Here is a 22,863-nt window from a genome sequence, read left to right as displayed (position 1 = left end):
ACCACACAACTGCGCCCATGCCATCCCGTGTATCCCGCACTGCCCCGGCAGTTCCCCTTCCGCGCAGCCTGACGTCCATGGCGCAGTTACGCGCCGCATGCCGCGACATGCCGCCGCCCGATGACAGTATCGACGCCCGCATCGCCGAACGCGACCTGACCCTGACAAAGCCACCAGGCAGCCTGGGCCGGCTGGAACATCTGACGGCATGGCTGGGCCGGTGGCAGGGGCGCGCATGCCCGGCGCTGGATCATGTGCGCATTATCGTCTTTGCGGGAAACCATGGTGTCGTGGCGCAGGGCATCTCCCCCTGGCCCGCCAGCGTCACGGCCCAGATGGTGGCGAATTTCGAATCCGGCGGCGCTGCAATCAACCAGATCGCCCGTGTCGGGCAGGCGGAGCTTCGCGTGGTGCCCCTGATGGAATTGCGCCCCACGGCGGATTTCACACACGCCCCGGCGATGGAGGAGGCCGCATTCCTCGACGCCATCAATGCCGGCATGCACGCCGTGGGGGAAGAGACAGACCTTCTGTGCCTTGGCGAGATGGGAATCGGCAACACCACCGCCGCGTCAGCCATCGCGGCGGCCCTGTTCGGCGGGCATGGGGGGCAGTGGGCCGGGCGCGGCACCGGCCTTGATGCGGCAGGCGTGGCGCACAAGGGCGCCGTAATCGACCGGGCGCTGGCGCGGCATGAAGGCATGCTGGATGATCCGCTTTCGGTGGCGCGGATACTGGGTGGGTATGAACTCGCGGCGATCATGGGGGCGGTCCTTGCCGCGCGGTGGCGGGGAATTCCCGTCGTGCTGGACGGATTTGTCTGCACCGCCGCCGCCGCCCCGCTGGCACGCATGCACCCGCATGGGCTGGACCATGCCGTGCTGTCGCACTGCTCCGCCGAAAACGGTCATGCCGTGCTGGCACGAACGCTCGGGCTGTCGCCGCTGCTCGATTTCGGCCTGCGCCTTGGCGAGGCATCGGGCGCGGCACTGGTGATCCCGTTATTGCGCAGCGCGGTGGCGTGTCATACCGGCATGGCGACATTCGTGCAGGCACAGGTCAGCGGCCGCGCATGACCAACCTGCCGGCATGCCTGCGCGCGGATATCGTCTGCGGGGTGGGCCTGCTGACACGCCTGCCGATGGGATGGCTGGCGCGCGACGGGTTGCCCTATTCCATGACGCGTTGCGTATGGACATGGCCGATCATCGGCGCATTGTGCGGAATGATGGGCGCGGGGGTGGTCGTTGCGCTGTCCCACCTGCGGATTGCGCCATTACCCGCCGCCACGATCGCGGTGGCGGTGCAACTGCTGCTGACGGGCGGGCTGCACGAAGACGGGCTGGCGGACATGGCGGACGGGTTTGGCGGCGGGGCGACACGTGCGCGCAAGCTGGAGATCATGCGCGACAGCCGCATCGGCAGTTACGGGATGATGGCGCTCGCGCTGGCGCTACTGGCACGCGTGGGGGCCATCAGTGCCCTTCCGACCGGGCTGGCGATCATGGTGCTGCCTGTCACCGGGGCACTGGCGCGTGCGGCGATGGCCGGGCTGCTGGTCATGCTGCCCCCCGCACGCAGTGATGGCGTGGCCGCCACGATGGGGCACATCCCCTGGCCCGCGCTGCTGGCATGCGTCCTGCCGCCGGTCATGCTGGCACCGTGGCTTCTGGGTACGTGGGCGGGAACGGTGGCCATCTGTGCAACACTCGCTCTGGGTGGCGGCATGGCGCTGCTTGCACATCGGCAGATCGGCGGCCACACGGGCGATGTGCTGGGGGCGACGGCATGCCTTGGGGAATGCGTGCTGCTGGCGGTCGTGCCTGCCGCCCTTGGCTGCGTGGCCGGTTGAACGCCCCCTGTTGACACGAAATTTCTGGCTGTGCGGGTCCGGATATCCTTCAGCCCACGGCCGGCACCGCCATGCCGCGGGCATCCGCATGGGCGCATTCGCGGAACGTGCGGGCCTGCATGACATGGACAGTGCCCATCGGTGGTGCCTCAGCAAGGAGCGAGGCCACATCCCCCCGCGCCAGTGCGCGCATCAACCGCAACGGCCCCCCATGCGTGACCACCGCGCACGAACGCCCCTGCCGCATGACATCCCCCCAGAACGCACCGATGCGGGCGCGCAACGCACGACCATTCTCCCCCTCGGGAAAGGTATATCCCTCCACATCACGTGCCCATGCCTCAAGGTCGGAGCGGGGCACATCACGCCACAGCATTCCCTCCCACCTGCCAAAATCCAGTTCGTGCAGACGCCCGTCAACATGCATTTCCAACCCTAGCGCGGTCGCGATCCGCTGGGCCACAAGCCGACAGCGCGTGGCGGGAGATGTAAAGATGACTTCGCACCCGATGCCACGCATGACCGCCTTCATGCCGTCGGCCACCTGTTCCCAGCCAGCCTCCAGCATCATGTCGGCGCGTCCGTAACACCGCCCCAACGCATCGCGGACCGCAGGATGCCGCGCGAGCGCCACCAGAAATTGATTATCCATAACGCCCTGTCCCGCCTGCACCCGCCAAAAACCGCCCGCAGGTTCCGACAGGAACACCCCGCGCACCATCCCCATCGGCATGGGGCAGATATCCGGTGAACACATGCCCACCGTGCGAACGGCATGGATCGGGCCGGAACGGCGCATTCCTCGCTTAAATGTTATGCGCGCGACATGGGGTGGCTGGCCTTAAACGGAGCCTGCCTCAACTTTACAGACGTAGATATCTTCTGCATATCTGCATTGTTTTCGCACAAATCTTCAGGAATCATCTATATGCTGGCCACCGTGCCCTGCGGTGGACGGGGCAATACGGAGAAAAACATGCGGATATGGGCCTATGCCTGTCTGCTTCTGTGCCTGCCTGTCCACGCCCAGGCCGGAAGTGCCTATAAGGTGAAGCACCAGACCGTCGCCTGTGGCGACGATGCCGCCCTGAAGGCCCTGAACGACCGGACCAACCCGCGTGCAGCCGATCCCGCATGGCGACATGCCATGATGGCGCAGGGGCAATGCTATACCATTACACCCGACATGCGCTGGGAAAAAATCGCCAACCGCAACGGGCTGCCGCTGCTGCGCCACAATCCGCCGGTGGCGGGCATGCCGCCACTATATTTCATGTCGTCCGACATTGCCGACCTCACCGCCCCAGCCATCACCAGTGGCAGAGCGATTGATGCCCCCGCCACAACACCCTCCCCCACACCGCCCGCAAACGGCACGGACCCGCAGGACGCCAGTACACAGGCCCAGGCACCATCGCCATCCGAACCTGTCATCATCGCCCGCACGGACCCGCCCGCACCCACTGACCTGTTTTCCATCACCGGTGGCTTCCAGAAACTCGGGTCAATGCTTCTCTCCGCTTTGCTTGCCCTTGGGGCGGGCTGGCTGCTGTGGGTTCTTTATCGCGTGATCATGGCATTCATGGGGCGACGTGGCGCCCTGCGGCAGGCCACGACACTGGTGGATCGCAATGCCGGGCTGCTGATCCAACGCCGCCTGCATGCGCACGAAGGCCAGGCGGCCCACGGCCATGCCCCGGCCCAGCAATGGCAGCGCGAGGTCACCCGTTTCTGCCGCACCACTTTGTTGCCCGCCCTTGCCGGGGATGGGCGGGAGCGGTACTGGTGCGACATCGAACGCAAGGTCCACGCGCATATCGATGCCGTATCCACCCGCGCCCGACCACGCCCCGACCTGCGCCTTGTCACGCCCCCGCCCTATCGGGCGGACATGACATGCACGCAGTATGTGGCCTATTGCATGGGGCTGCTTGAAAAAGCAGGCTGGGATACCCGCATGTCAGGCAATGCAGGACAGGCCGCCACGGTCATCGTGGCGACGAAGGACGGACTGTCCATGGTTGTGCAATGCTGGACCGAACGCAGGCCGGTGGAGGAAGAAACCGTGCGCCAGTGCATCGCCGCGCGTTCCGGCCTGTCGGCGCGGATCGCGGTGGTTGTCTCCAGCGCCCCTTATACGCAACAGGCGTTACAGATGGGAAAAAGCAGCCGCGTCTTCGTCCTGCATCACGAAGAGCTGCAGAAATTCGCAAGCCAGGTCGAAGCCCCGCAGGTCGCCTGACCCCACCGCCGCCATCATCGGGGCACATGGCATTGAACTTTCCCGCCCGCCGGGACATAGGGCACACAGGCCCACATATTTCCGGGCCTGCATGCGGGGCACCATGTCCCGATATTTTGTGGAGAGTCGTGCATGAGCAAGCAAATCACTGTCGTCGCCATCGCGGAAGCCAGGCCCGGATGCGAAGCCCAGGTCGAAGCCGCGATCGCCGCCTGCGTGCCGCCATCCCGTGCGGAAGCCAGCAATGGCGGATATGTCCCCCACCGGGATGAGGCCAACCCGTCACGGTTCGTGTTCGTCGAACGCTGGGCCAGCCGCGAGGCCCTGGCGGAGCATGAAAAAACCCCGCATTTCCAGGCCATGGCCAAAAGCTTTGCCCCACTGCTGGCAAAACCGCTTGAAGTCATGATCCTGGACCCGATCGACCAAGAAGCTGTCTGAAAACAAATCATTGATAAAAAATACGAAAAGTTTCTGGGTGCCGCCTTTTTGAAAAAAGGCGGCGTCTTCTGAAGCTTTTGTAATTTCAGTATGTTATTGAGCCTGACTTTTCAAACAGTCTCTTAAAAAAAGGGGCTGTTTGAGACAGCAACCCTGACAATACGTTAAGCGAACGCGACGTCTGGCAAATCCCCAAAAGCAAATGATCGCCGCAAGCCTTTATTGACCGCCCCTGCCACAGGGCCTGTCAGGTCAATTATGGCCCTGCCGGGCGGCCAGCGCGTTGAAACACACGGAAATCCCATGCGCCTGCTCGGGCTGCGCATCCCAGAATGTCGTATCGCTGGCGCGTTTCTGCCCCGTGATCCGCATCGCGCAGTAATCGAACACCGCACGGCTGTCACGCAGCCCCAGACAATGCTGGATGCTGACAAAGCTGACATCATCGCCCTGCGTATGCGATGCACGCGCCGTCACATAGGAACCACAGCGTTTGAGGGCGTCAGACGGTGCCTTGAGAAGCAGGATCTGGCGATAGGCTTCCTCCTCGCGCTGTATGCACACCTGTTCGCCGGAGATACCGGGGGGATGGGTTGCCCTGCAATGGGCCTCCACCTCCCCACGCACATACCCCCCTTCATCCGAGGAGTTGGCCCAGTTGCTGTCCGTTGTCCGGCGATAGGTCAGCACCGCTGCGCGCCGCGCCGGGTCCACCAGCGCGAAATCCAATGCCCGCGACCCACAGAACAACGTCATCTGATAGGTATCGGAACGCGGCTGTTCCTGTGTCGCATGGGCATCCGCACTGCCAAAGACCAGATAGAGAGGATGCAGCGGCGCGGGGCAGAGCGGGCGACCTGAGGGCATGAGGGGATTTTCTTCGTCCAGCACACGATAGACAAGCCCATCTTCCACATTCGTATCGACGGGCTGTACGTCCATCCTGCTGCCGTTGGTGAAATCCAGTGCCGTTTCCGACATCCGCACGTCGCCGGTCATGCGCGTGGTCCGGGCATCGGTCGCACGCAGCACGAAATAATGGGGGGCGCCGGACGCCAGTTCATCGGCGTCAAAACGCTCATCCTCCGCCCGGGCTGCGCACAGCGTCCCGAAAAGGAACAGAAACATAAAAAGCAGTCCGCGCACCACCATCGCACCCCATGATCCACGCCGTCGCGCATGCCACGCCCTGAACCGTCCCCGGCGGGGATGGCGTCGCGCTGGCCCCGTCTCGATACCGTACCCCACCGGGGGGCACAATTTGTTGTCGCGGCCCACGCCGCCCCCGATCGAAAGCTCCCCTTGTCAGACATGAAGATGTCTGACAAGTTCGAGCGCAACCCGGAACAACACGCCAGGACAATGAACGAAGTTTTTCCCGTGTATATCGAGCGCGTTATGCTGCGTGCCATCATGGCGCGCCGCCTTGTGCCCGGTACCTGCCTGAGCGAGGGGCGACTTGCCTTCGCCTTCGGGGCGTCACGCGCGACCGTGCGCGAGGCCCTCGTCAGGCTGGAGGCACGCGGGCTTGTCAACGTGGTGGCAAAGCGCGGATGGTTCATCCCCGAACAGGGATGCGACGAAATCCACGCAACATGTGAGGCACGGCGGATCATTCAGGCGGGTATCCTGCACCTGACGGTTCCCCTGTCGGCACAGGCTGCGGGCTTTGTGCGCCATCACCTGGCGCAGCAGCAGGCCGCGCTGGAGGATGGCGACATCAGCCATGTGTGCTTCATGCTGGCGGATTTCCATGTCTGCCTGACACGCCTGATCTGCAACCCGGCCATGACCGAGACCATGCGTTCGCTGATGGCGCGTTCAAGCCTTGCGCACGGGACGCCCACGATACAGGCGGCCCGCATCGTGTATGCGGCGCATGTCGCGATCGTGGAGGCGATGTGCGCAGGCGATACGACCCGTGCGCGCGACCTCCTGCTGGAACGGATCGCAGCGACCGCACCCCCGCCACCACCGCGCAACAGCCATCATCCCCCGGACCTGAAGGCCGCGCTGGCCCCTGTCCTTTATCGTATCGCAAGGGAAAAAAACCTTTCGTCCCCTGCCCTCACCCCATATCGGCAATCGGAAACAAACGCATGATCCCTCCCGGAACCGCCCCCGAAGACGACGTACATATCCTGCCGGATGGGGATGATGAAGGATATCACAAAGGGCTTGGCAAACGTCAGATCCAGATGATCGCCATTGGTGGGGCGATCGGCACCGGCCTCTTTCTGGGTGCGGGATCACGCCTGCAGATCGCAGGCCCGTCGCTTGCGATCGTCTATCTGGTGTGCGGGTTCTTTTCGTTCCTGATCCTGCGCGCCCTGGGTGAACTGGTGATGTATCGCCCCACTTGCGGCAGCTTCGTCTCCTACACGCGCGAATTTCTGGGCGAGAAGGCCTCCTTCGTCGCAGGATGGCTGTCATTCCTGAACTGGGCCATGACGGGCATTGTCGATATCACCGCCGTTGCACTGTACATGCATTTCTGGGGCACGTTCGAACATGTGCCGCAATGGGTGTTCGCCCTTGGCGCGCTGGGTATCGTCACCAGTATGAACATGATCGGCGTCAAATGGTTCGGGGAAATGGAATTCTGGTTCTCCCTTATCAAGGTGGTGGCGCTGTCGCTGTTCCTGATCGTGGGGGCGGCCGTGCTGGGCCTGCGCATGCCTGTCGGCGGGCATGGGACCGGACTGCACCTAATTTCGGAAAATGGCGGACTGTTTCCCCATGGGCTGATCCCCGCGCTGATCCTGATGCAGGGGGTTGTCTTTGCCTATTCCGGCATTGAACTGATCGGTACTGCCGCAGGCGAATGCGAAGACGTGCGCACCTTCCTGCCCCGCAGCATCAACAGCGTGATCTGGCGGATTGGCCTGTTTTATGTCGGTTCGGTCATCCTGCTGGTCTGCCTGTTGCCATGGACGGCATATCATGCGGGCACCAGCCCGTTCGTCACGTTTTTTCAGGCGCTGGGCATTCCGGGCATTGACACGGTCATGAACATCGTCGTGCTGACCGCCGCCCTGTCGAGCCTGAATTCCGGCCTGTATTCCACCGGCCGTGTGTTGCGCGCCATGTCGCTTGGCGGCACGGCGCCGCGTTTCCTGTCCTATATGAACGGTAATTCCGTACCGGCGGCGGGGATCGGGCTGACGGTTGCAATCTACCTTGTGGGGGTGGTGCTGAATTACGTGGTTCCCAGCCAGGTCTTTGAAATCGTCCTTAACTTCGCCTCGGTCGGCATCATCAGCACCTGGGGCTTCATCCTGCTCAGCCAGATCAGGTTGCGACAGGCCATCAACCGTGGCGAAATCGCGCCCACCGGCTTTCCCATGCCCGGTGCGCCGCTTACCGCGTGGCTTTCTCTTGGCTTTCTGGGCTGTGTGCTGTTCCTGATGCTCTGCGATTATCCTGCGGGCACAAGCACGATCGCGGCCATTCCGGTCATTGGCGTCATCCTCGTGCTGGGCTGGTGCATGCTGCGACGCAAATAAAATCAGCATGCAGGGGCAAATGGCAGCCATACCTTTTTAAACTCTTGTTCCATTGCGTATTTTATCTTTTCCTCCCCGCCATGCCGGGGAGGATCGCGGATATGTGGCACGGGGCAAGACAGATCATGATGCCGTAAAACCGACACAATACCGCAGCCCCCTCATGCCCCCCGGATATGCCCGCCCTGTTTTCCGCACGGGCTCCAATGCCAGCCCGGCGAACCCGAGTCAGCCTATTGCCTGCCCACACGTCCCATGGCGCGAGCCATGGAAAGACACACCACCGAGTTGCCCCAACGCCGCACGCAGGATGCCGCCCCCGCCCGGGTGCCCCCTGTCGGCCTGCGCTGTGCGCGTGCCTTGTGCTCCTGTGCGGTGTGCTGCCGGCATTGCCCCTGCACGCGGCCGGCACGGGCAATGGTTCGGCAGGCGGATCACAGGTGCCCTCCCCTGCCTATGAACAATGGTATACCGGCTCCCTCATCTCCCCCTCCGGCGCATTGACGCAGAAGGGGGTTTTCGCGTGGGAACCCTATTTCTCCTACAGCACACCGACGGGATTCCTCGACAGCGGGGGGCATGGGCAGCCGATCCATGACGGGATGCACGAAATTTCGAATTTCACGCTGTACAAATACGCCATCACCAATGCGATCAGCATCCAGACCACCCCTACCCTCAGTTACGGGTGGCGAAAGCATGGCGACACCACCAGCGGCGCGAAAATAGGGGATGTGCCCGTCGATGTGATGTGGCGCTACCTTGACGCTGATCCACGCCGCCTCATCCCGGCACTCAGCATCTTTGCCGGTGTGGCCTTTCCCACCGGGGATTACCGCAACCTTGGCCGCAGCGAGGATGGCGTGGGCAGTGGGGCCTATACGTTCCGTCTTGCCCTGACGGAACAATCGACTTACGTGCTGCCCGGTCATCATGCCCTGCGGTTGCGGGTATGGGGCACATGGCGCCGCGCGCTGGGTGCCGCACGCATCACCAACACCAGCAGTTACGGCACGACGTCAGGTTTCCGGGGCGCGGCGCATCCCGGCATGTATGGCGAAAGCGGATTTTCACTGGAATATGGCATCAATCAGAAATGGGTCCTTGCAATGGACCTTGCACGGGACTGGGCCGATGGGGCGTATATCCATGGCCGCAATGCACAGGGCCGCCTGATACGCACCACCGGCGACGGGTCAGGGGACTGGATGGTCGCCCCGGCCATTGAATATAACTGGTCACCGCGTTTTGGCATCATCGCCGGTGTGTCCGCGCTGTTCGCCGGGCACAACACGGCACGCGTCCTGTGCCCGCAATTCGCGTTTAACAGTGTCTTCTGAAGGTAGGTCCCGGCAAGAGACCGTTTGAAAAATCAGGGCCAGCGCCCCACTGGGGGCACATATTACAAAACCATGCCTGCGCAATGTCTTTGGGCGCAGCATCACCAGAAACCTTGTTATGGAAAGGCGATGCTGGTCAGGCAGGCTTTCAGAAAACTTTCAATATGCCTGATTGATTTTTGAAAAATCCATTCAATGCCAGAAACTGCGGTTGCCGGATTTTTCTGCTCCGCCGTTGACAAAGCGCTTCATCCACAAGACGGCGTGTAAACATCACGCTGGCAACCAATTTGAATAACATGAGATTTTTTCAAATATTTTTGAAAAATACTCGCCAATGACTTTTATTGTACCGTGGGATGCTGGCTTTTCAAAGCGTCTCCAAGACCACCACGCATTCACACCATCTTTCGCAATCGGGCATTTACCGTTCCCATCAGGGAATATCGAACAGTTCCTGTATACGCACCACCGACAGGTCAAGCGCAAGGCACAATGCCAGCATGATCCGCGCCTGACGCGGGCGCAGGCGCCCTGCCGCCATGATGCCACGCTGGCGCAGGTCATGGCGTGCCAGCGTGGCACCCGACGATCCCTGACTGGACATGACGATGGCGACACCCTGTGCGCACACCGCGTCGATTTGTGCATTTTCCGCAGGCGCGCACATTCCCGGCAGCATGCTGGCCACCACGATCCCCCGTGCGCCTGCGGCATGGAACGCCGCGATTGCCGCCCCATCACCACCGGAATAGCTGTAGCAGATATCCACACGCGGCACGCCATGCCTAAGACGTGCCAGAACATCGCCGTCAATATGCCTGCGCGCAACACTCTGGCGTGCGAAACAGACCACATCCCCCTCAATCACGCCAAGCGGGCCGAAATCAGGGGAACGGAACGTATCCAGGCGATAGGTCGAAGCCTTGGTCACGCTGCTGGCGGCATGGATTTCATTATCCGAAACCACCAGAACCCCCTTGCCCCGTGCCTGCGCACTCGCCGCGACAAGGAGTGCCGCATGCAGGTTCGCCGGCCCATCCGCACTGATGGCGCTGGCGGGACGCTGCGCACCGACCAGCACGACAGGACGTTCCCCATCCAGAACAAGGTCAAGGAAAAACGCAGCCTCCTCCAACGTGGTGGTTCCGTGCGTCACCACCACGCCCGCCATGTCAGGACTGTCACGCAGCAGGTCGCGGATACATTGCGCAAGCACAGCCCATTGCGACATATCCATATGGCTGCTGTCTTTTTGTGAAAACGCGATTTCACGAACACGAAAACGCGCCCGCACCACATCAGGCAGCGCCGACAGCAGGTGGCCGCCCCCAAGGTCATGCCCGATTTCCGCATAATCAACGGTATCGCACGGATTATCCGAATGGCGGGCAATTGTCCCGCCGGTGGAAATGACCGTGACGAAAGGCAGGGAGGCAGCATCAGGCATGGAAAGGAACAATCCGTTATGAACGCAGGATGCTTTACTTACGCGCGGGTACGCGCGCCGACAATGCGTCCCCCCGTCAACGGATGGCCGACCCCTGTTGTTTCAGGCGCAGAGATCGGCAGGCCCAGCAACGAACGCACGGCCAGAAAGCCGAAACATTCCGCCTCCAACGCATCACCGTCCCACCCCAGTCCGGAAACGGGGGCCACGATACCAGGCAGGGTTTCACGCAACCCACGCATAATGACCGGGTTATGCACCCCACCGCCACAGATGTACCACGCACGCGGCGTCTGTGGCAGGGGAACGGAGGCAATACCCGCCACGGTAAAGGCCGCAAGCGTCGCCGCCCCATCCTGCGCCGACAGGTGCGACACCATCGACAATGCGCGGTGAAAGGATTGCCGGTCCAGCGATTTTGGCGCGGGTCGTGAAAAGAACGGGTCAGACAGCAGCGCATGCAGCACATCCGCATCCACCTGCCCCCCACTGGCAAGACGCCCGTCAATATCGCACGGATGGCCGGTATGAAGGCGCGCCCAGTCATCAAGCAAGGCATTGCCCGGCCCCGTATCGCAGGCATGCACGCGCCCATCCGTATCCAGCAGGGTCACATTCGCCACCCCGCCGATATTGACGATGGCCACCGGTCGCTCCTGCCCCAGCAGCAGGGCGGCATGGTAAAAGGGGGCCAGTGGCGCACCTTCCCCACCATGCGCGACATCCGCACTGCGAAAGTCATGGACAACCGGAATGCCGGTTTCCCGATACAGCAGGTCTGCATCCCCCACCTGCCATGTCCGGTGCGCCAGCGGTTGATGCAGCAGGGTCTGCCCATGAAACCCGATGACATCGACATGCGGGTTTCCAGCTTTGTCCCGCAGGGCCTGCACGGCTTCGGCATGGCGCAGGGTCAGGGCATGTTCCACCTCGCGCACTTCGGGCGCATCCGCCGACAGGTTCGGCGCACGGTCCAGCAGATCGCGCATCCGCTCCCGCAGGGCCGGGGCATAAGGCAGCGAAAGCGACGGCCCACGGGCACCGACCCTGTGTCCGTCCGTCTCGATCAGGGCCGCGTCAACCCCGTCAAGGGATGTGCCACTCATCAACCCAATCGCATGCAACATGCCCATCAATCCTTTTTCCCATCATAGTGCGGACATGCCATGTCACGCGCAATCATGGCCCATGCCTATACAGCAAGGTGGTTATATATTCGAAATGACACCCAAGGGGCCATCACCTTCGTATCGGCGACACTATATGACAGGAGAACGGACGGAGCAGGATTCATGAAAGGTCTTTATGATGACAATATGATAGCAAAAACACCCTGCCCGGTCCCCCGTTACTGATATGGCCCGGGTTCCGGGGTCCAGCCCGTCAGGAGATGCCGCCCGATTTCCGCATTTTTCCAGTCCACCGGGTCATGCAGCGATAATGTACGCGCATCGCGCCAGTACCGGTCGAACCCATGCAGGGCATCAGTCCCCCGTGCGCCAGTCGCGGCAAGGATGTCCGATGTCGCGCGTAACGCCGCACGTGTCGCAACGGAACGCGCGGCACTGACCGGCATGGCAAGCGCCGCACGCGACAGGCCACCACGTTCATAAAGGTCCAGCAGCTCTCCACATTGTCGCACGGCGCAGTACGCCACCGACAGGTCCGCCCCCATTTCGCCCACCATGCGCTGCACATATGGATCATCCGTCGCATGTTCGACCTGCGCCGCGCCCCACGGGCGGCTGTGATGCGCGACAAAGGCGCATCCGGCCCGCAGCGCACCGATGCCGATCCCGACCAGGATCGCGCTGAACCCCGCCTGATGGCGCAGGGATGTATGGACCGGCAGCACGCTTTGTGGTGCAAGGGCATTGGACGCCGCGCTGACCCGGACATCATCGAGGATGACGGTGCCTGAATCCGTCGCACGCTGTCCCATCCGGTCCCAGTCGCGCAGGATACGCAGGCCCGGCGCCGAACGCGGCACAAGATCAAAACGCAGGCCCGCGCGTGGATCGCCCTGATGTTGCGCCGCCTGTGGATCGAACGAACTGATGGCGATCAGGTCCGCGCCAGCCGCGCCGGTGGCATAGATCTTGCGCCCACGCAAAACCCATTGCCCGTCGGATTGCCCAATCGCCAGTGTTTGCAGGAAACTGTCGGCCGTGCGCCCATTTTCGGCAACAGCCATGCCAATGATCGCGTGTTCCGACATGATATGTTGGGCAAGGTGATGACAGAATGCCGGCGTGGCATAGGAAAATATCTCCCGCACCAGGTCGTCATGCACCTTGTATATCTGCGCCACGGCGGGGTCGGCCGCCGCGATCCTGACCATTACCTCCAACGAGAGGGCCTGTGTCGCGCCCATCCCGCCATAGGCACGCGGAACCGGCAACATCAGCAGCCCCGCCTGTTTCAGCAACGAAACCGCATGCACCGGATAGCGCCCGTTGCGGTCATGGTCCGCCGCATGCGGTGCAATATCGGCATCCAATATCCCCTGCACCCGCAACAGCAATGCTGCATCCGCGCGTGAAAGGGCATAGGGAGGGAAAAGGTCGCCCAGCAGGGGTGGCAACATCACCCCGTCAGGAAAAAAAGAGGTCATGTCCAAAGGTTACAGGCTATGGTCATGACCGTTCAATAGCGTAACCTAGCCACCAGCCTTGCGCCGGGTTGCCGCGCGCTCATCACTGAGCGAAAGCATCCACATCGTAAATCCCCCCATCGCCAGCGCACACCCGACCCAGCCAACCGATCCCCACCCCCAGCCTGCGGCAATCGCAAGACCGCCAAGCCAGGGACCAATGGCGTTTGCAAGGTTGAAGGCACTCTGGTTCATGGCGGCGGCAAGGGCCTGCGCATTCACCGCGACACCAAGCAGCCGCGACTGGATCACGGTACCCAGCCCCCCGCCACAGCCGATCATGAACACGATGGGCATCATGCCCCACACACTGTGAATTGATCCGGGAAACCCCGCCAGGGCCGCCGCATTCACCAGCAGGGTTCCACCGATGGTCGGCATCATCTTGCGATCAGCCGCCCATGCGCATGCCATCGTCCCCACCGTCATCCCCACGCCAAAGACCGCCAGCATGACCGGGACCATGAACGGCTGTGCATGCGTGACCTCCTGCAAGATGGAGGCAAGATAGGTATAGACGCAGAAAATGCCGCCAAACCCGATGACACCAATCCCCAATGTCAGCCAGACCTGGCGGCTGCGCATGGCACGCAGTTCCGTCAGGGCATTGGCCTCGGGGCGCGCCGGGTCGGCCGGAACAAACAGGATGACCAGCAGCATGGTGGAAAATGCCAGCGCCGCAATCAGGACAAAGGCCCAGCGCCACCCCAGCAGCAGACCCAGCCCATTCGCCAACGGCACCCCCGCAATCGTCGCAATCGTCAGGCCCAGCACCACGCGGGCCACCGCCTGCGTCCGCTGACGTTCAGGGACAAGGGAGGCGGCGACAATACCCGCCGTGCCGAAATAGGCCCCGTGCGGCAGGCCACTGATGAAACGAAACAGCAGCAGCCATGAAAATGACGGCGCGACAGCCGTCAATGCGCTGCCCAGCACATAAAGCGCGGTCATGCCAATCAGCATCAGCTTGCGGCTGGCCTTTGCCCCAAGCAGGGCAATCAGCGGCGCACCGACACACACACCCACCGCATAGGCAATGATCGCATGCCCCGCCTGCGGCACGGTGACATGCATGTCACGCGAAATCATCGGCACGAGGCTCATCGCCGCGAATTCGGCGGTGCCAATGGCAAATCCCCCCATCGCCAGGATGAAGAATATCCATGTGGGATGTATGGACGCACGCCCGGCCTCGGACGTCCCCACAGCCTGGACGGTCGGTTTTTCGGTCATGTATCTGCTCTGTATGGAAATAAAATAAGTAATGAACCGGCTTTGCGGTTGTCTTTCGCACCGCCGATACACCCACGTCCCCGACCGAAGCAAGCCCCATCCGGCTTCATGGGAAATATTCATCACCCCCCACGAAAAAGATGCAGCCCACCGACATGCCCACAGCACAAGACGGGCCTGATGGCATGTTTCTGTCATATCATAATTTTATTTGTTTCGATAATATCTTACCTTGCCGTACAACAGGACTGACACAAGACTGTCTGACATAGGGTCGTCAGGAAGATTTCATGGCATCATCCATACACATTCCCACTGCCCGGCATGCTACGATAGGCGCAGGCCCCACCCTGACCTGAAGCAAGCAACCGCGGTACAGCCGTGACAGCAAGAAAGGCACGCCATGGCGTTCAATCACCATGACAGCATGGGCACACCGCCCTCCCCTACCGGGGAAAGTGGAAATGCCATGGTCAACATTATCTATATTTTATATCTGATCGGATTTTTCATTCCCGGCACCAGCGCGCTGGGAATCATACTGGCCTATATCAACAAGAACAGTTCCGTACAGCCCTATACTTCGCACTTCCAGTTCCAGATCACCCTGTTCCTTAAGGGGCTGCTCTATGCAGTTGCCGGGCTGATCCTTTATCTGTCGAGCATGGTGGCCGCCGCTGTAACAGGCGGGATCGGGCTGATATTGGTGATTTTTCCGGCCATGCTGCTGCTATGGTGGGCGGTATGGACGATATATTGCATCATACGCGGCATGCAGGCGATCAACCGCAACCAACCCATAAGCTGAATAACCAGCCCCAAAAACGTCAGGACCTCACACGGCCTCTGGCTGGAAAACCTGTTTCCCAAAAGCCTGACTGATGATCTTAAGGCAACAGGGCCTTCTTGGCGCAGCTTTCTTGAGCAAGCCTCAAGTAAAGATTTTAAAAAAGAGGGTGCCCAGACTCTTATTATCTGGCTTGGCGGGGTCTATCCTCGCCCGACATCAGGCAGGCAGTCGTGCGGACGGTTCAGATGACCTGTCACACGCCGCAGCCATTTTCATGATATCGCCATAACCATCATACCCGGCGAATACTGGCATCTTTACATGCCAGATTGCCGGAGAGCGATCGTCTTCCATCCGGCCGATTACAGACCTTCAGGCATCTCCAGATCGCGACCTACAGGGATGGAGATCATGCCTGCCGAACACTGCGTGCAGCAAAAGGCAACATCTCCCGAACCGCCGCAGGGGTGCCCGCATCAATGATGTCAGGGCAGGGTCAAGGAAAGGGCAGAAACCCCCGCCTTATGCAACGCGATCGGAAACCAGGGTCGCGATCATCAGCGCAGCAATCATGGGCAGGAAAGAAACCATCGTCAGCGACGACATGGCATGAACGGAATTGGCAAGCAGGATGCTCAGGTTCTGGATCAGCATTTTTTTGTCCTTCATTTTCTCGGTTGCGAGTGACGCGGTAAAAACACGAAATACCGACGCGCCGCAACGGGAAATAATGGGGAACTATTTTCATGACATTTTCATAAGGAATCCGTCATTATTATTTGACCACAAAACAAACATGCGACTGAATCCGCCACCAGAAGACGAAAATACCATTTGAATATTTATGTCGAAAATAAAGGCAATATGCATTCCGCAACCCATCGCGGCATATTGCGGCGCACAAAAAACAAGCGATTTGCCTATTTTTAAAGCAGGATGTTCACGTTTTCGTGATAATTTTGGGAATGTAGAAGATGCATATTTTTGCGTCATACGCAGACTGCGATGCAAAAATATGCAGGCAAACCAGATTGCCGCCCTTTTCAATAGGATAGCGACATCGGCAGGAAGCGCAATGCAAAATTGCCTCCTGCCGTTGCAGAACGGGACAAAAATCAGCCGCCGTCAAACGCACCATAGTCATAGTGACGCACCGCGCCACCAAAGTTGGAAATCCCGACCGGACCATCCATGGGACCGAATCCAAGCTCGATAAAGACCAGGCGTTGTGGATCCTGCGCCTGTTTCAACGCATCCTCCAGTTCCGGCATACTGTTAACCCGCAGGCATAGCGCCGCATCCTGTTGCGCCATCACCCCCGGCAGGCCCGCATAGTCCCAGTTGGCGATATCATTATACGCCGCCGTTTCCCCCAAAATCATGCGCTCGATTGTATAGCCACGGTTATTAAGCAGAAAAATCACCGGCTTGTGCCCTGCACGCAGGACACTGGACAATTCCTGTGCCGTCATCTGGAACGAACCGTCACCGATGAACAGCAGGTGCCGCCGGTCAGGGCTGGCGTTCAGCGACCCCAGCAAGGCCGGCAGCGTATAGCCGATTGCAGCCCAGACAGGTTGGGAGATGAAATGGCATTCCGCCGGCAGGCGCATATGGGTCAATGCAACCAGCGACGTGCCATTATCCGCCAGCACGACATCTCCCTGCCGCAGGAATGCCTGTATCCGTGCCCAGAACGCGGGTTGCCCCCATGAGGTAACCTCCTGTCCAACCGGGAGCGGCACCGGAACCGGGACCTGCCCCGACGCTGCGTCTGCCACGGATGATGGATGCACATCGCGACGGTCCTTTATCGTCGCGATTATGGCATCGAGCAGATCAGCGACAACCACCCCAAGGAACGTATCCATGCCACAACGCGTGTCAAAGGCCTGGATATTGATAAAGGCGTCAGGATCAAACGCATATGAGAAGTAGCCCGACGTCGCATCCACAAAACGCACGCCAAGCCCGATGATACAGTCCGCAGTCCGTACACGTTCGTATAATTCCGGGGCCGAAGCCTTACCCCCGTAAATACCCAGATAATTCGGGCTTGTTTCACATAACGCCCCCTTACCTGTGGCAAGCGTGGCAAATGGAATGTCCAGCAACCGGGACAATTCGCCCACCCGTTCGCGCAGGTCAAAGCGCCGCACCAGTGCATCCAGAAAAAAGACCGGCTGTGTGGCCTTTGCCAGCCGCTCCATGATGTTCGCAACGGCAGCCTGCAACTGTATCGGATCACTGCCACAAGGCGCGGGAACATCCTGTTCGACCGGAACCTGAACCGAGACACAGCAAGTATCTGAAGGCAGTTGCAGATAAACCGGCCGCTTTTCCCGCCATGCGGCCCCCAGCACGCGGTCAATCTCCCCCGCGGCATCCTGCGGCAGCAAGCGCGCCTGCGCTACGGTGAACTGGGCATAGCAGGCCATGACATTTTCATAATTTCCGTCAGCCAGCGTATGATGCAAAAGTGCCCGCTGCGTGATGGCATGCTGCGGTGGCACGCCAGAAATCATGATGACCGCCACCCCTTCGGCATAGGACCCGGCAACGGCGGACAGGGCGCTGAGATCGCCCACACCATAAGTGGTCAAAACCGCGGAAATACCTGACAGGCGCGCATCACCATCTGCCGCATAGGCCGCATTGAGTTCGTTACAGTTCCCGATAAAGGCAATGCCCTCGGTCCGTTCAATCAGTTCGAGGAATTCAAGGTTATAATCCCCCGGCACCCCATAGATCCGCCGAACCCCCAGTTTCATAAGGCGTTCAAGCAGATAGGTTCCCACCGATTTACGCGTCGTCATTTTCATGCCTTGTCCAGATGATTCAAGATGTGATGTATCGAGAGCATCACCTTCGACGGAACGGCGCAACCTTTTTGCCTACATAAAAAAATAATATGTGCGGGTTATTTATTTAATAATTTAAATAAACATTCTTCAAAGAAAATATTTGAAAATAACAGAAGGTTTCAGAGGCCATCTTTTTTCGAAAACTCGATTTCCTTCCAAGTTTTTAAAACAATCTTCAACAAACATTTTTTGAAAATTATTCCGAACCTGTTGGAGATTATCGTGAATTGATGAAAGTGGCCGCGAGATGGATCATGACACAAAAAGATCTGTCAGCCTGCTCGCTCCGCATGGCGATGCGCTTGAACTCCTTGAGCGTGTAAAAGGAGTTCTCATGAGATGGCCTGCTTTGAACAGGACCTGAACGAACTGGTGCTTATCGGGGCGTTTTTTGCGCTAGGGGATAACCACACGGGCGGCATGCTTACATATGGTATCCACGCGCCCGTGGACGTCGAACGCCTGGCCGGCGAGATGCCTTTGAAATCCGTTCGTTCAAGAAGGGGGGCTATCAGGTACAACGACCCCATTTTCGTTCATTTGGCATCCGTCAGTATGAAGACGAGTCATATGAATACTGAAATATATTCAAACATCATAAAAAATAACAATTACCAATAGGAGCAAAAATACTTCTTTATGATTTATCTGCATAATAATTAATAGTTAAAAACCAAAAATATTTATTATATTCCCAATTATTAACAGTCTGACTGAAATCTGCGTTCACAGTCCGGCATTGTTCCCGATCATTAATGAGTGCCATCACAGGTGCGTGGTATCGTTTGCCGACCTTATTGAAATACCATAAAACATCCTATGAATTTATTCAGCTTTCTTTCCTCACTCGTAGGATCACAGGCATCCCATGGATACTTCCACCACTGATGATAATGCCCCCCGCCTGCTGATGCGGCTGACAGTCGCGCTGTTCCTTGGATATATGGCCGTGGCGTTATCGCTGCCGGTCATCGCGGTCTATGTCACGCAATGGCCCGGATATGGCAATATGCTTGCAGGGCTTGCGGTTGGGATTGCCTTTGCCTCCACCATCATAAGCCGTAACCATGCAGGACAACTGGCGGATGGACGCGGGGGGCGCGCCTGCATGCGGCTGGGCCTGGCAGGGTATATCCTTGGTGGCGTGATCTGCGCGGGTGCTGGCCTGCCGATACTGCCGTACCTGACCCGCTACCTTATACTGATGGTGGGACGACTGGTTCTTGGCGTGGGGGAAAGCCTGACAGTCGTGGGCATGCTGGGGTGGGGCATCGGCCTGATGGGGCATGCACGCGCCGGAAAAGTCATGGCCTGGACCGGTATGGCCATGTATGGCGCATTTGCCGTGGGAGCTCCATTAGGGCTTGCACTCTTTCATATGGTGGGATTTGGCGGCGTTATGATGGGGTGCGCCATTTTACCGGCCATCGGGTTGATAATATCCAAAGGAATCACGGCGCCTCCCGTACATGCAGGACGGCGCGAACCGTTCTGGCGCATACTGGGCCGGATCTGGCAGCCGGGATGTGCATTGGGGTTACAGGGGGTTGGCTTTGCCGCGCTGGGAACATTCATTTCGGTGTATTTCATACATCGACACTGGCCGTATGCAGGGCTGGGCCTAAGCTGTTTTGGTTTGGCATTTGTTGCCATGCGCCTGTTATGCGGGCACCTGCCGGACCGGATTGGTGGCGTACGGGTCGCTCTTGTATCACTGGGGGTAGAAGCCGTCGGGCAATATCTCCTGTGGTGTGCCCCCTCTCCTGTCATGGCACTGACCGGAGCGGTTTTGACAGGGGCAGGCTGCTCCATGGTTTATCCCGCACTGGGGGTGGAAGTGGTGCGTATCATGCCGCCACATCTACGAGGAACCGCGCTTGGAGGATTTGCCGCATTTCAGGATCTGGCCTATGGCGCGACAGGACCGCTGACTGGCCTGCTGGCGGATCGCACCGGATATGCCTCAGTCTTTCTTGTAGGGGGGCTCTGTGCCACGATGGCGTTCATTATGACCCTGCATATGGCGGCACGACGCCAGCAAGAGACTATTTTGGAATGACATATTCCCGACAGGCCCTGAAATATTCGGCACATTTATGAAAAAAACATGGGTATGATTTTGATTATGTTCTGATTTACTCCGAAACCGTACCCACTATGCAGCCTGAGCAATATCTTCTGGTGTTTTTCTGTAATGCCCATGACGCGTATTTTACGCGGTTTGCTTAGAGAGTGTTTGAAAGCAAATCGTTCTTTTTTCAAAGAGGTGTCGTCTTCTGAAGCTTTTTAGAAAAAGCTTCACCAAAAACCTTTATGATTTTGGTTTGTTATTGGGGCTGAGTTCTCAAACAGGTTTTTAATATTCCCCATCACAACAAAAAAACCCTTTCCATAAAATATGGAAAGGGTTTTTTCATTCAGGGCTGACTGGAAGATCTGGCGGCGACCGACTTTCCCGTGCCTTAAGGCACAGTATCATAGGCGCTGGGTTTTTTCACGTCCGAGTTCGGGATGGGATCGGGTGGAGCACGTCCCGCCATGGCCACCAGATCATCCAGTCAGTCCTGAGGGACTGTGTGGGAGGTTGGTGCTGAGAGGATAGAGTGGGTGGATGACTGCTGTGCATGTATGTTTTCCACGTTGAGTGGCTGTGTGAATGAGCCTATTGGGCGATTAGGACCAGTCAGCTGCACGCATTACTGCGCTTCCACACCTGGCCTATTGACGTGATGGTCTATCACGGCCCTTGGGGAGACCTTGTTTTGAGGTGGGTTTCCCGCTTAGATGCTTTCAGCGGTTATCCCTTCCATACTTAGCTACCCGGCTGTGCCGCTGGCGCGACAACCGGTGCACCAGAGGTATGTTCATCCCGGTCCTCTCGTACTAGGGACAAATCCTCTCAAGTCTCCAACACCCACGGCAGATAGGGACCGAACTGTCTCACGACGTTCTAAACCCAGCTCACGTACCACTTTAATCGGCGAACAGCCGAACCCTTGGGACCTGCTCCAGCCCCAGGATGTGATGAGCCGACATCGAGGTGCCAAACCTCCCCGTCGATGTGGACTCTTGGGGGAGATCAGCCTGTTATCCCTAGAGTACCTTTTATCCGTTGAGCGATGGCCCTTCCACGCGGGACCACCGGATCACTATGGCCGACTTTCGTCTCTGATCGAGCTGTCACTCTCACAGTCAGGCGGGCTTATGCCATTGCACTCAACAGTCGATGTCCGACCGACCTGAGCCCACCATCGCGCGCCTCCGTTACACTTTGGGAGGCGACCGCCCCAGTCAAACTGCCCACCATGCAGGGTCCCGGACCAGGCTTACTGGTCTCGGTTAGACATCAGAAACAGTCAGGGTGGTATTTCAAGGATGGCTCCACCGGAACTGGCGCCCCGGTTTCAAAGCCTCCCACCTATCCTACACAGAATGTCTCTGATGCCACTGCAAAGCTGCAGTAAAGGTTCATAGGGTCTTTCCGTCTGACCGCGGGTACCCCGCATCTTCACGGGGAATTCAATTTCGCTGAGCCGATGCTGGAGACAGCGGGGAAGTCGTTACGCCATTCGTGCAGGTCGGAACTTACCCGACAAGGAATTTCGCTACCTTAGGACCGTTATAGTTACGGCCGCCGTTTACCGGGGCTTCAATTCGGTGCTTGCACACCTCCTCTTAACCTTCCGGCACCGGGCAGGCGTCAGGCCGTATACGTCGTCTCTCGACTTCGCACAGCCCTGTGTTTTTACTAAACAGTCGCTACCCCCTGGTTTGTGCCACCCGCCTGTGGTTGCCCACGGACGGGTCTTGCTTATCCCGAAGTTACGCAAGTAATTTGCCTAGTTCCTTCAGCATCGTTCTCTCAAGCGCCTTGGTATTCTCTACCAGTCCACCTGTGTCGGTTTCGGGTACGGTCTATATGCCAGAGCTATTTCCTGGAATGCTCCAAAAGCCGGGTCAATCCGATAAGACCCGACAACATATTGCATTCGTCACTTCTGGCAGGCCCGGGAATATTCACCCGGTTTCCATCGACTACGGCTTTCGCCCTCGCCTTAGGGGCCGGCTCACCCTGCGCGGATTAACCTTGCGCAGGAACCCTTGGACTTTCGGCGACAGTGTTTCTCGCACTGTTTATCGCTACTCATGTCAGCATTCGCACTTCCGATATCTCCAGGGAGGGTCACCCCGTCCCCTTCACAGACTTACGGAACGCTCCGCTACCGCGCATACAAAGTATGCACCCACAGCTTCGGCACGTGGCTTGAGCCCCGTTACATTTTCGGCGCAGGGTTTCTATTAGACCAGTGAGCTATTACGCTTTCTTTAAAGGATGGCTGCTTCTAAGCCAACCTCCTGGTTGTTTTGGAATCCCCACATCCTTTCCCACTTAGCCACGATTTAGGGGCCTTAGCTGGTGGTCTGGGCTGTTTCCCTCTCGACAATGGACCTTAGCACCCACTGTCTGTCTGCCTGGCTCATACTTCCGGGT

Annotated in this window: 18 protein-coding genes and 2 rRNA genes (1 of these 20 running past the window's edge); 9 read left to right on the top strand and 11 right to left on the bottom strand. The window is 59.0% G+C overall.

Features of this window, described 5'->3' with window-relative positions:
* The first annotated feature begins 17 nt into the window (after window positions 1–17).
* Together cobT and cobS are read left to right on the top strand one after the other, a co-directional pair.
* Window positions 18–1,076 carry a nicotinate-nucleotide--dimethylbenzimidazole phosphoribosyltransferase gene (gene cobT, locus IFJ82_RS04740; RefSeq protein WP_192265770.1) on the top strand — a complete coding sequence of 353 codons (1,059 nt, stop codon included), beginning with the start codon at window positions 18–20 and terminating at the stop codon, window positions 1,074–1,076.
* Window positions 1,073–1,852, top strand: a complete 780-nt coding sequence (gene cobS, locus IFJ82_RS04735) for an adenosylcobinamide-GDP ribazoletransferase (RefSeq protein ID WP_192265768.1) — start codon at window positions 1,073–1,075, stop codon at window positions 1,850–1,852. The genes cobT and cobS overlap by 4 nt, the downstream gene beginning before the upstream one ends.
* Window positions 1,853–1,901: 49 nt before the next feature.
* Here the strand turns inward: cobS and IFJ82_RS04730 are convergent, their stop codons facing one another.
* On the bottom strand, window positions 1,902–2,585 hold the full coding sequence (locus IFJ82_RS04730; protein ID WP_225578783.1) for a histidine phosphatase family protein: 684 nt from the start codon (window positions 2,583–2,585) through the stop codon (window positions 1,902–1,904).
* Between the two features lie 195 nt (window positions 2,586–2,780).
* On the opposite strand from IFJ82_RS04730, the gene IFJ82_RS04725 reads away from it, so the two are divergent.
* Both IFJ82_RS04725 and IFJ82_RS04720 read left to right on the top strand, forming a co-directional pair.
* Window positions 2,781–4,094 carry a restriction endonuclease gene (locus tag IFJ82_RS04725; RefSeq protein WP_192265766.1) on the top strand — a complete coding sequence of 438 codons (1,314 nt, stop codon included), beginning with the start codon at window positions 2,781–2,783 and terminating at the stop codon, window positions 4,092–4,094.
* 132 nt (window positions 4,095–4,226) lie between these two features.
* Complete coding sequence (locus tag IFJ82_RS04720) at window positions 4,227–4,535, top strand: putative quinol monooxygenase (RefSeq protein WP_003621278.1); 309 nt, start codon at window positions 4,227–4,229, stop codon at window positions 4,533–4,535.
* 252 nt (window positions 4,536–4,787) lie between these two features.
* On the opposite strand, the gene IFJ82_RS04715 is transcribed toward IFJ82_RS04720, so the two are convergent.
* Window positions 4,788–5,663, bottom strand: a complete 876-nt coding sequence (locus IFJ82_RS04715) for a hypothetical protein (RefSeq protein WP_040512565.1) — start codon at window positions 5,661–5,663, stop codon at window positions 4,788–4,790.
* A 51-nt stretch (window positions 5,664–5,714) separates the two neighbouring features.
* On the opposite strand from IFJ82_RS04715, the gene IFJ82_RS04710 reads away from it, so the two are divergent.
* The 3 genes from IFJ82_RS04710 (at window position 5,715) to IFJ82_RS04700 (ending at window position 9,381) form a co-directional block, all read left to right on the top strand.
* The gene (locus IFJ82_RS04710; RefSeq protein ID WP_192265765.1) at window positions 5,715–6,638 is read left to right on the top strand and encodes a GntR family transcriptional regulator; all 924 of its coding nucleotides are present in this window, start codon (window positions 5,715–5,717) and stop codon (window positions 6,636–6,638) included.
* Window positions 6,635–8,041, top strand: a complete 1,407-nt coding sequence (locus tag IFJ82_RS04705) for an amino acid permease (protein ID WP_003621283.1) — start codon at window positions 6,635–6,637, stop codon at window positions 8,039–8,041. Before IFJ82_RS04710 ends, IFJ82_RS04705 begins: the two co-directional genes overlap by 4 nt.
* A 347-nt stretch (window positions 8,042–8,388) precedes the next feature.
* The gene (locus IFJ82_RS04700) at window positions 8,389–9,381 is read left to right on the top strand and encodes a hypothetical protein (RefSeq protein ID WP_408891887.1); all 993 of its coding nucleotides are present in this window, start codon (window positions 8,389–8,391) and stop codon (window positions 9,379–9,381) included.
* Window positions 9,382–9,817: 436 nt separating this feature from the next.
* Here the strand turns inward: IFJ82_RS04700 and IFJ82_RS04695 are convergent, their stop codons facing one another.
* The 4 genes from IFJ82_RS04695 to IFJ82_RS04680 all read right to left on the bottom strand — a co-directional run bounded on the left by IFJ82_RS04695 (window position 9,818) and on the right by IFJ82_RS04680 (window position 14,717).
* Window positions 9,818–10,831 (bottom strand): asparaginase, encoded by a 1,014-nt coding sequence (locus IFJ82_RS04695; RefSeq protein WP_192265763.1) that lies wholly within the window; start codon window positions 10,829–10,831, stop codon window positions 9,818–9,820.
* Window positions 10,832–10,869: 38 nt separating this feature from the next.
* On the bottom strand, window positions 10,870–11,958 hold the full coding sequence (locus IFJ82_RS04690) for an anhydro-N-acetylmuramic acid kinase (RefSeq protein ID WP_040512575.1): 1,089 nt from the start codon (window positions 11,956–11,958) through the stop codon (window positions 10,870–10,872).
* 221 nt (window positions 11,959–12,179) lie between these two features.
* Window positions 12,180–13,445 (bottom strand): acyl-CoA dehydrogenase family protein, encoded by a 1,266-nt coding sequence (locus IFJ82_RS04685; RefSeq protein WP_003621291.1) that lies wholly within the window; start codon window positions 13,443–13,445, stop codon window positions 12,180–12,182.
* A gap of 45 nt (window positions 13,446–13,490) precedes the next feature.
* A complete protein-coding gene (locus tag IFJ82_RS04680; RefSeq protein WP_003621292.1) occupies window positions 13,491–14,717 on the bottom strand; it encodes an MFS transporter in 1,227 nt (408 codons plus the stop codon).
* Window positions 14,718–15,120: 403 nt separating this feature from the next.
* Here IFJ82_RS04680 and IFJ82_RS04675 point away from each other — a divergent pair, with 403 nt between their 5' ends.
* Window positions 15,121–15,525, top strand: coding sequence for a DUF4870 family protein (locus tag IFJ82_RS04675; protein ID WP_003621294.1), 405 nt, complete (start codon window positions 15,121–15,123; stop codon window positions 15,523–15,525).
* A gap of 504 nt (window positions 15,526–16,029) precedes the next feature.
* On the opposite strand, the gene IFJ82_RS15875 is transcribed toward IFJ82_RS04675, so the two are convergent.
* The 3 genes from IFJ82_RS15875 to IFJ82_RS04665 form a co-directional block, all read right to left on the bottom strand.
* Window positions 16,030–16,161, bottom strand: coding sequence for a hypothetical protein (locus IFJ82_RS15875; protein WP_003621297.1), 132 nt, complete (start codon window positions 16,159–16,161; stop codon window positions 16,030–16,032).
* Between the two features lie 90 nt (window positions 16,162–16,251).
* Window positions 16,252–16,500, bottom strand: coding sequence for a hypothetical protein (locus IFJ82_RS04670; protein ID WP_143456069.1), 249 nt, complete (start codon window positions 16,498–16,500; stop codon window positions 16,252–16,254).
* A gap of 122 nt (window positions 16,501–16,622) precedes the next feature.
* A complete protein-coding gene (locus IFJ82_RS04665; protein ID WP_225578781.1) occupies window positions 16,623–18,329 on the bottom strand; it encodes an alpha-keto acid decarboxylase family protein in 1,707 nt (568 codons plus the stop codon).
* A gap of 910 nt (window positions 18,330–19,239) precedes the next feature.
* Between IFJ82_RS04665 and IFJ82_RS04660 the strand changes: the two genes are divergently transcribed.
* Window positions 19,240–20,430 (top strand): MFS transporter, encoded by a 1,191-nt coding sequence (locus tag IFJ82_RS04660; protein WP_003621304.1) that lies wholly within the window; start codon window positions 19,240–19,242, stop codon window positions 20,428–20,430.
* Window positions 20,431–20,805: 375 nt separating this feature from the next.
* Here the strand turns inward: IFJ82_RS04660 and rrf are convergent.
* Window positions 20,806–20,921, bottom strand: a 5S ribosomal RNA gene (gene rrf, locus IFJ82_RS04655).
* A 102-nt stretch (window positions 20,922–21,023) separates the two neighbouring features.
* Window positions 21,024–22,863, bottom strand: a 23S ribosomal RNA gene (locus tag IFJ82_RS04650); it runs 901 nt beyond the window's last position.

This window comes from Novacetimonas hansenii (assembly GCF_014843995.1).
In the GTDB taxonomy this organism is placed as follows: Bacteria; Pseudomonadota; Alphaproteobacteria; order Acetobacterales; family Acetobacteraceae; genus Novacetimonas; species Novacetimonas hansenii.
The sequence above is the reverse complement of the archived record's forward strand: the minus strand, read 5'-3'. Positions and strand labels throughout refer to the sequence as shown.

Bases quoted from the DNA above. Each gene is read 5' to 3' on its own strand.
- IFJ82_RS04725 (WP_192265766.1), top strand. From the start codon at position 2,781: ATGCTGGCCACCGTGCCCTGCGGTGGACGGGGCAATACGGAGAAAAAC.
- IFJ82_RS04670 (WP_143456069.1), bottom strand. From the start codon at position 16,500: ATGACGCAAAAATATGCATCTTCTACATTCCCAAAATTATCACGAAAA.
- IFJ82_RS04730 (WP_225578783.1), bottom strand. From the start codon at position 2,585: ATGCCGATGGGGATGGTGCGCGGGGTGTTCCTGTCGGAACCTGCGGGC.
- IFJ82_RS04690 (WP_040512575.1), bottom strand. From the start codon at position 11,958: ATGTTGCATGCGATTGGGTTGATGAGTGGCACATCCCTTGACGGGGTT.
- IFJ82_RS04685 (WP_003621291.1), bottom strand. From the start codon at position 13,445: ATGACCTCTTTTTTTCCTGACGGGGTGATGTTGCCACCCCTGCTGGGC.
- IFJ82_RS04675 (WP_003621294.1), top strand. From the start codon at position 15,121: ATGGCGTTCAATCACCATGACAGCATGGGCACACCGCCCTCCCCTACC.
- IFJ82_RS04660 (WP_003621304.1), top strand. From the start codon at position 19,240: ATGGATACTTCCACCACTGATGATAATGCCCCCCGCCTGCTGATGCGG.
- IFJ82_RS04665 (WP_225578781.1), bottom strand. From the start codon at position 18,329: ATGAAAATGACGACGCGTAAATCGGTGGGAACCTATCTGCTTGAACGC.
- IFJ82_RS04680 (WP_003621292.1), bottom strand. From the start codon at position 14,717: ATGACCGAAAAACCGACCGTCCAGGCTGTGGGGACGTCCGAGGCCGGG.
- IFJ82_RS15875 (WP_003621297.1), bottom strand. From the start codon at position 16,161: ATGCTGATCCAGAACCTGAGCATCCTGCTTGCCAATTCCGTTCATGCC.
- IFJ82_RS04720 (WP_003621278.1), top strand. From the start codon at position 4,227: ATGAGCAAGCAAATCACTGTCGTCGCCATCGCGGAAGCCAGGCCCGGA.
- IFJ82_RS04710 (WP_192265765.1), top strand. From the start codon at position 5,715: ATGCCACGCCCTGAACCGTCCCCGGCGGGGATGGCGTCGCGCTGGCCC.
- cobT (WP_192265770.1), top strand. From the start codon at position 18: ATGCCATCCCGTGTATCCCGCACTGCCCCGGCAGTTCCCCTTCCGCGC.
- cobS (WP_192265768.1), top strand. From the start codon at position 1,073: ATGACCAACCTGCCGGCATGCCTGCGCGCGGATATCGTCTGCGGGGTG.
- IFJ82_RS04705 (WP_003621283.1), top strand. From the start codon at position 6,635: ATGATCCCTCCCGGAACCGCCCCCGAAGACGACGTACATATCCTGCCG.
- IFJ82_RS04695 (WP_192265763.1), bottom strand. From the start codon at position 10,831: ATGCCTGATGCTGCCTCCCTGCCTTTCGTCACGGTCATTTCCACCGGC.
- IFJ82_RS04715 (WP_040512565.1), bottom strand. From the start codon at position 5,663: ATGTTTCTGTTCCTTTTCGGGACGCTGTGCGCAGCCCGGGCGGAGGAT.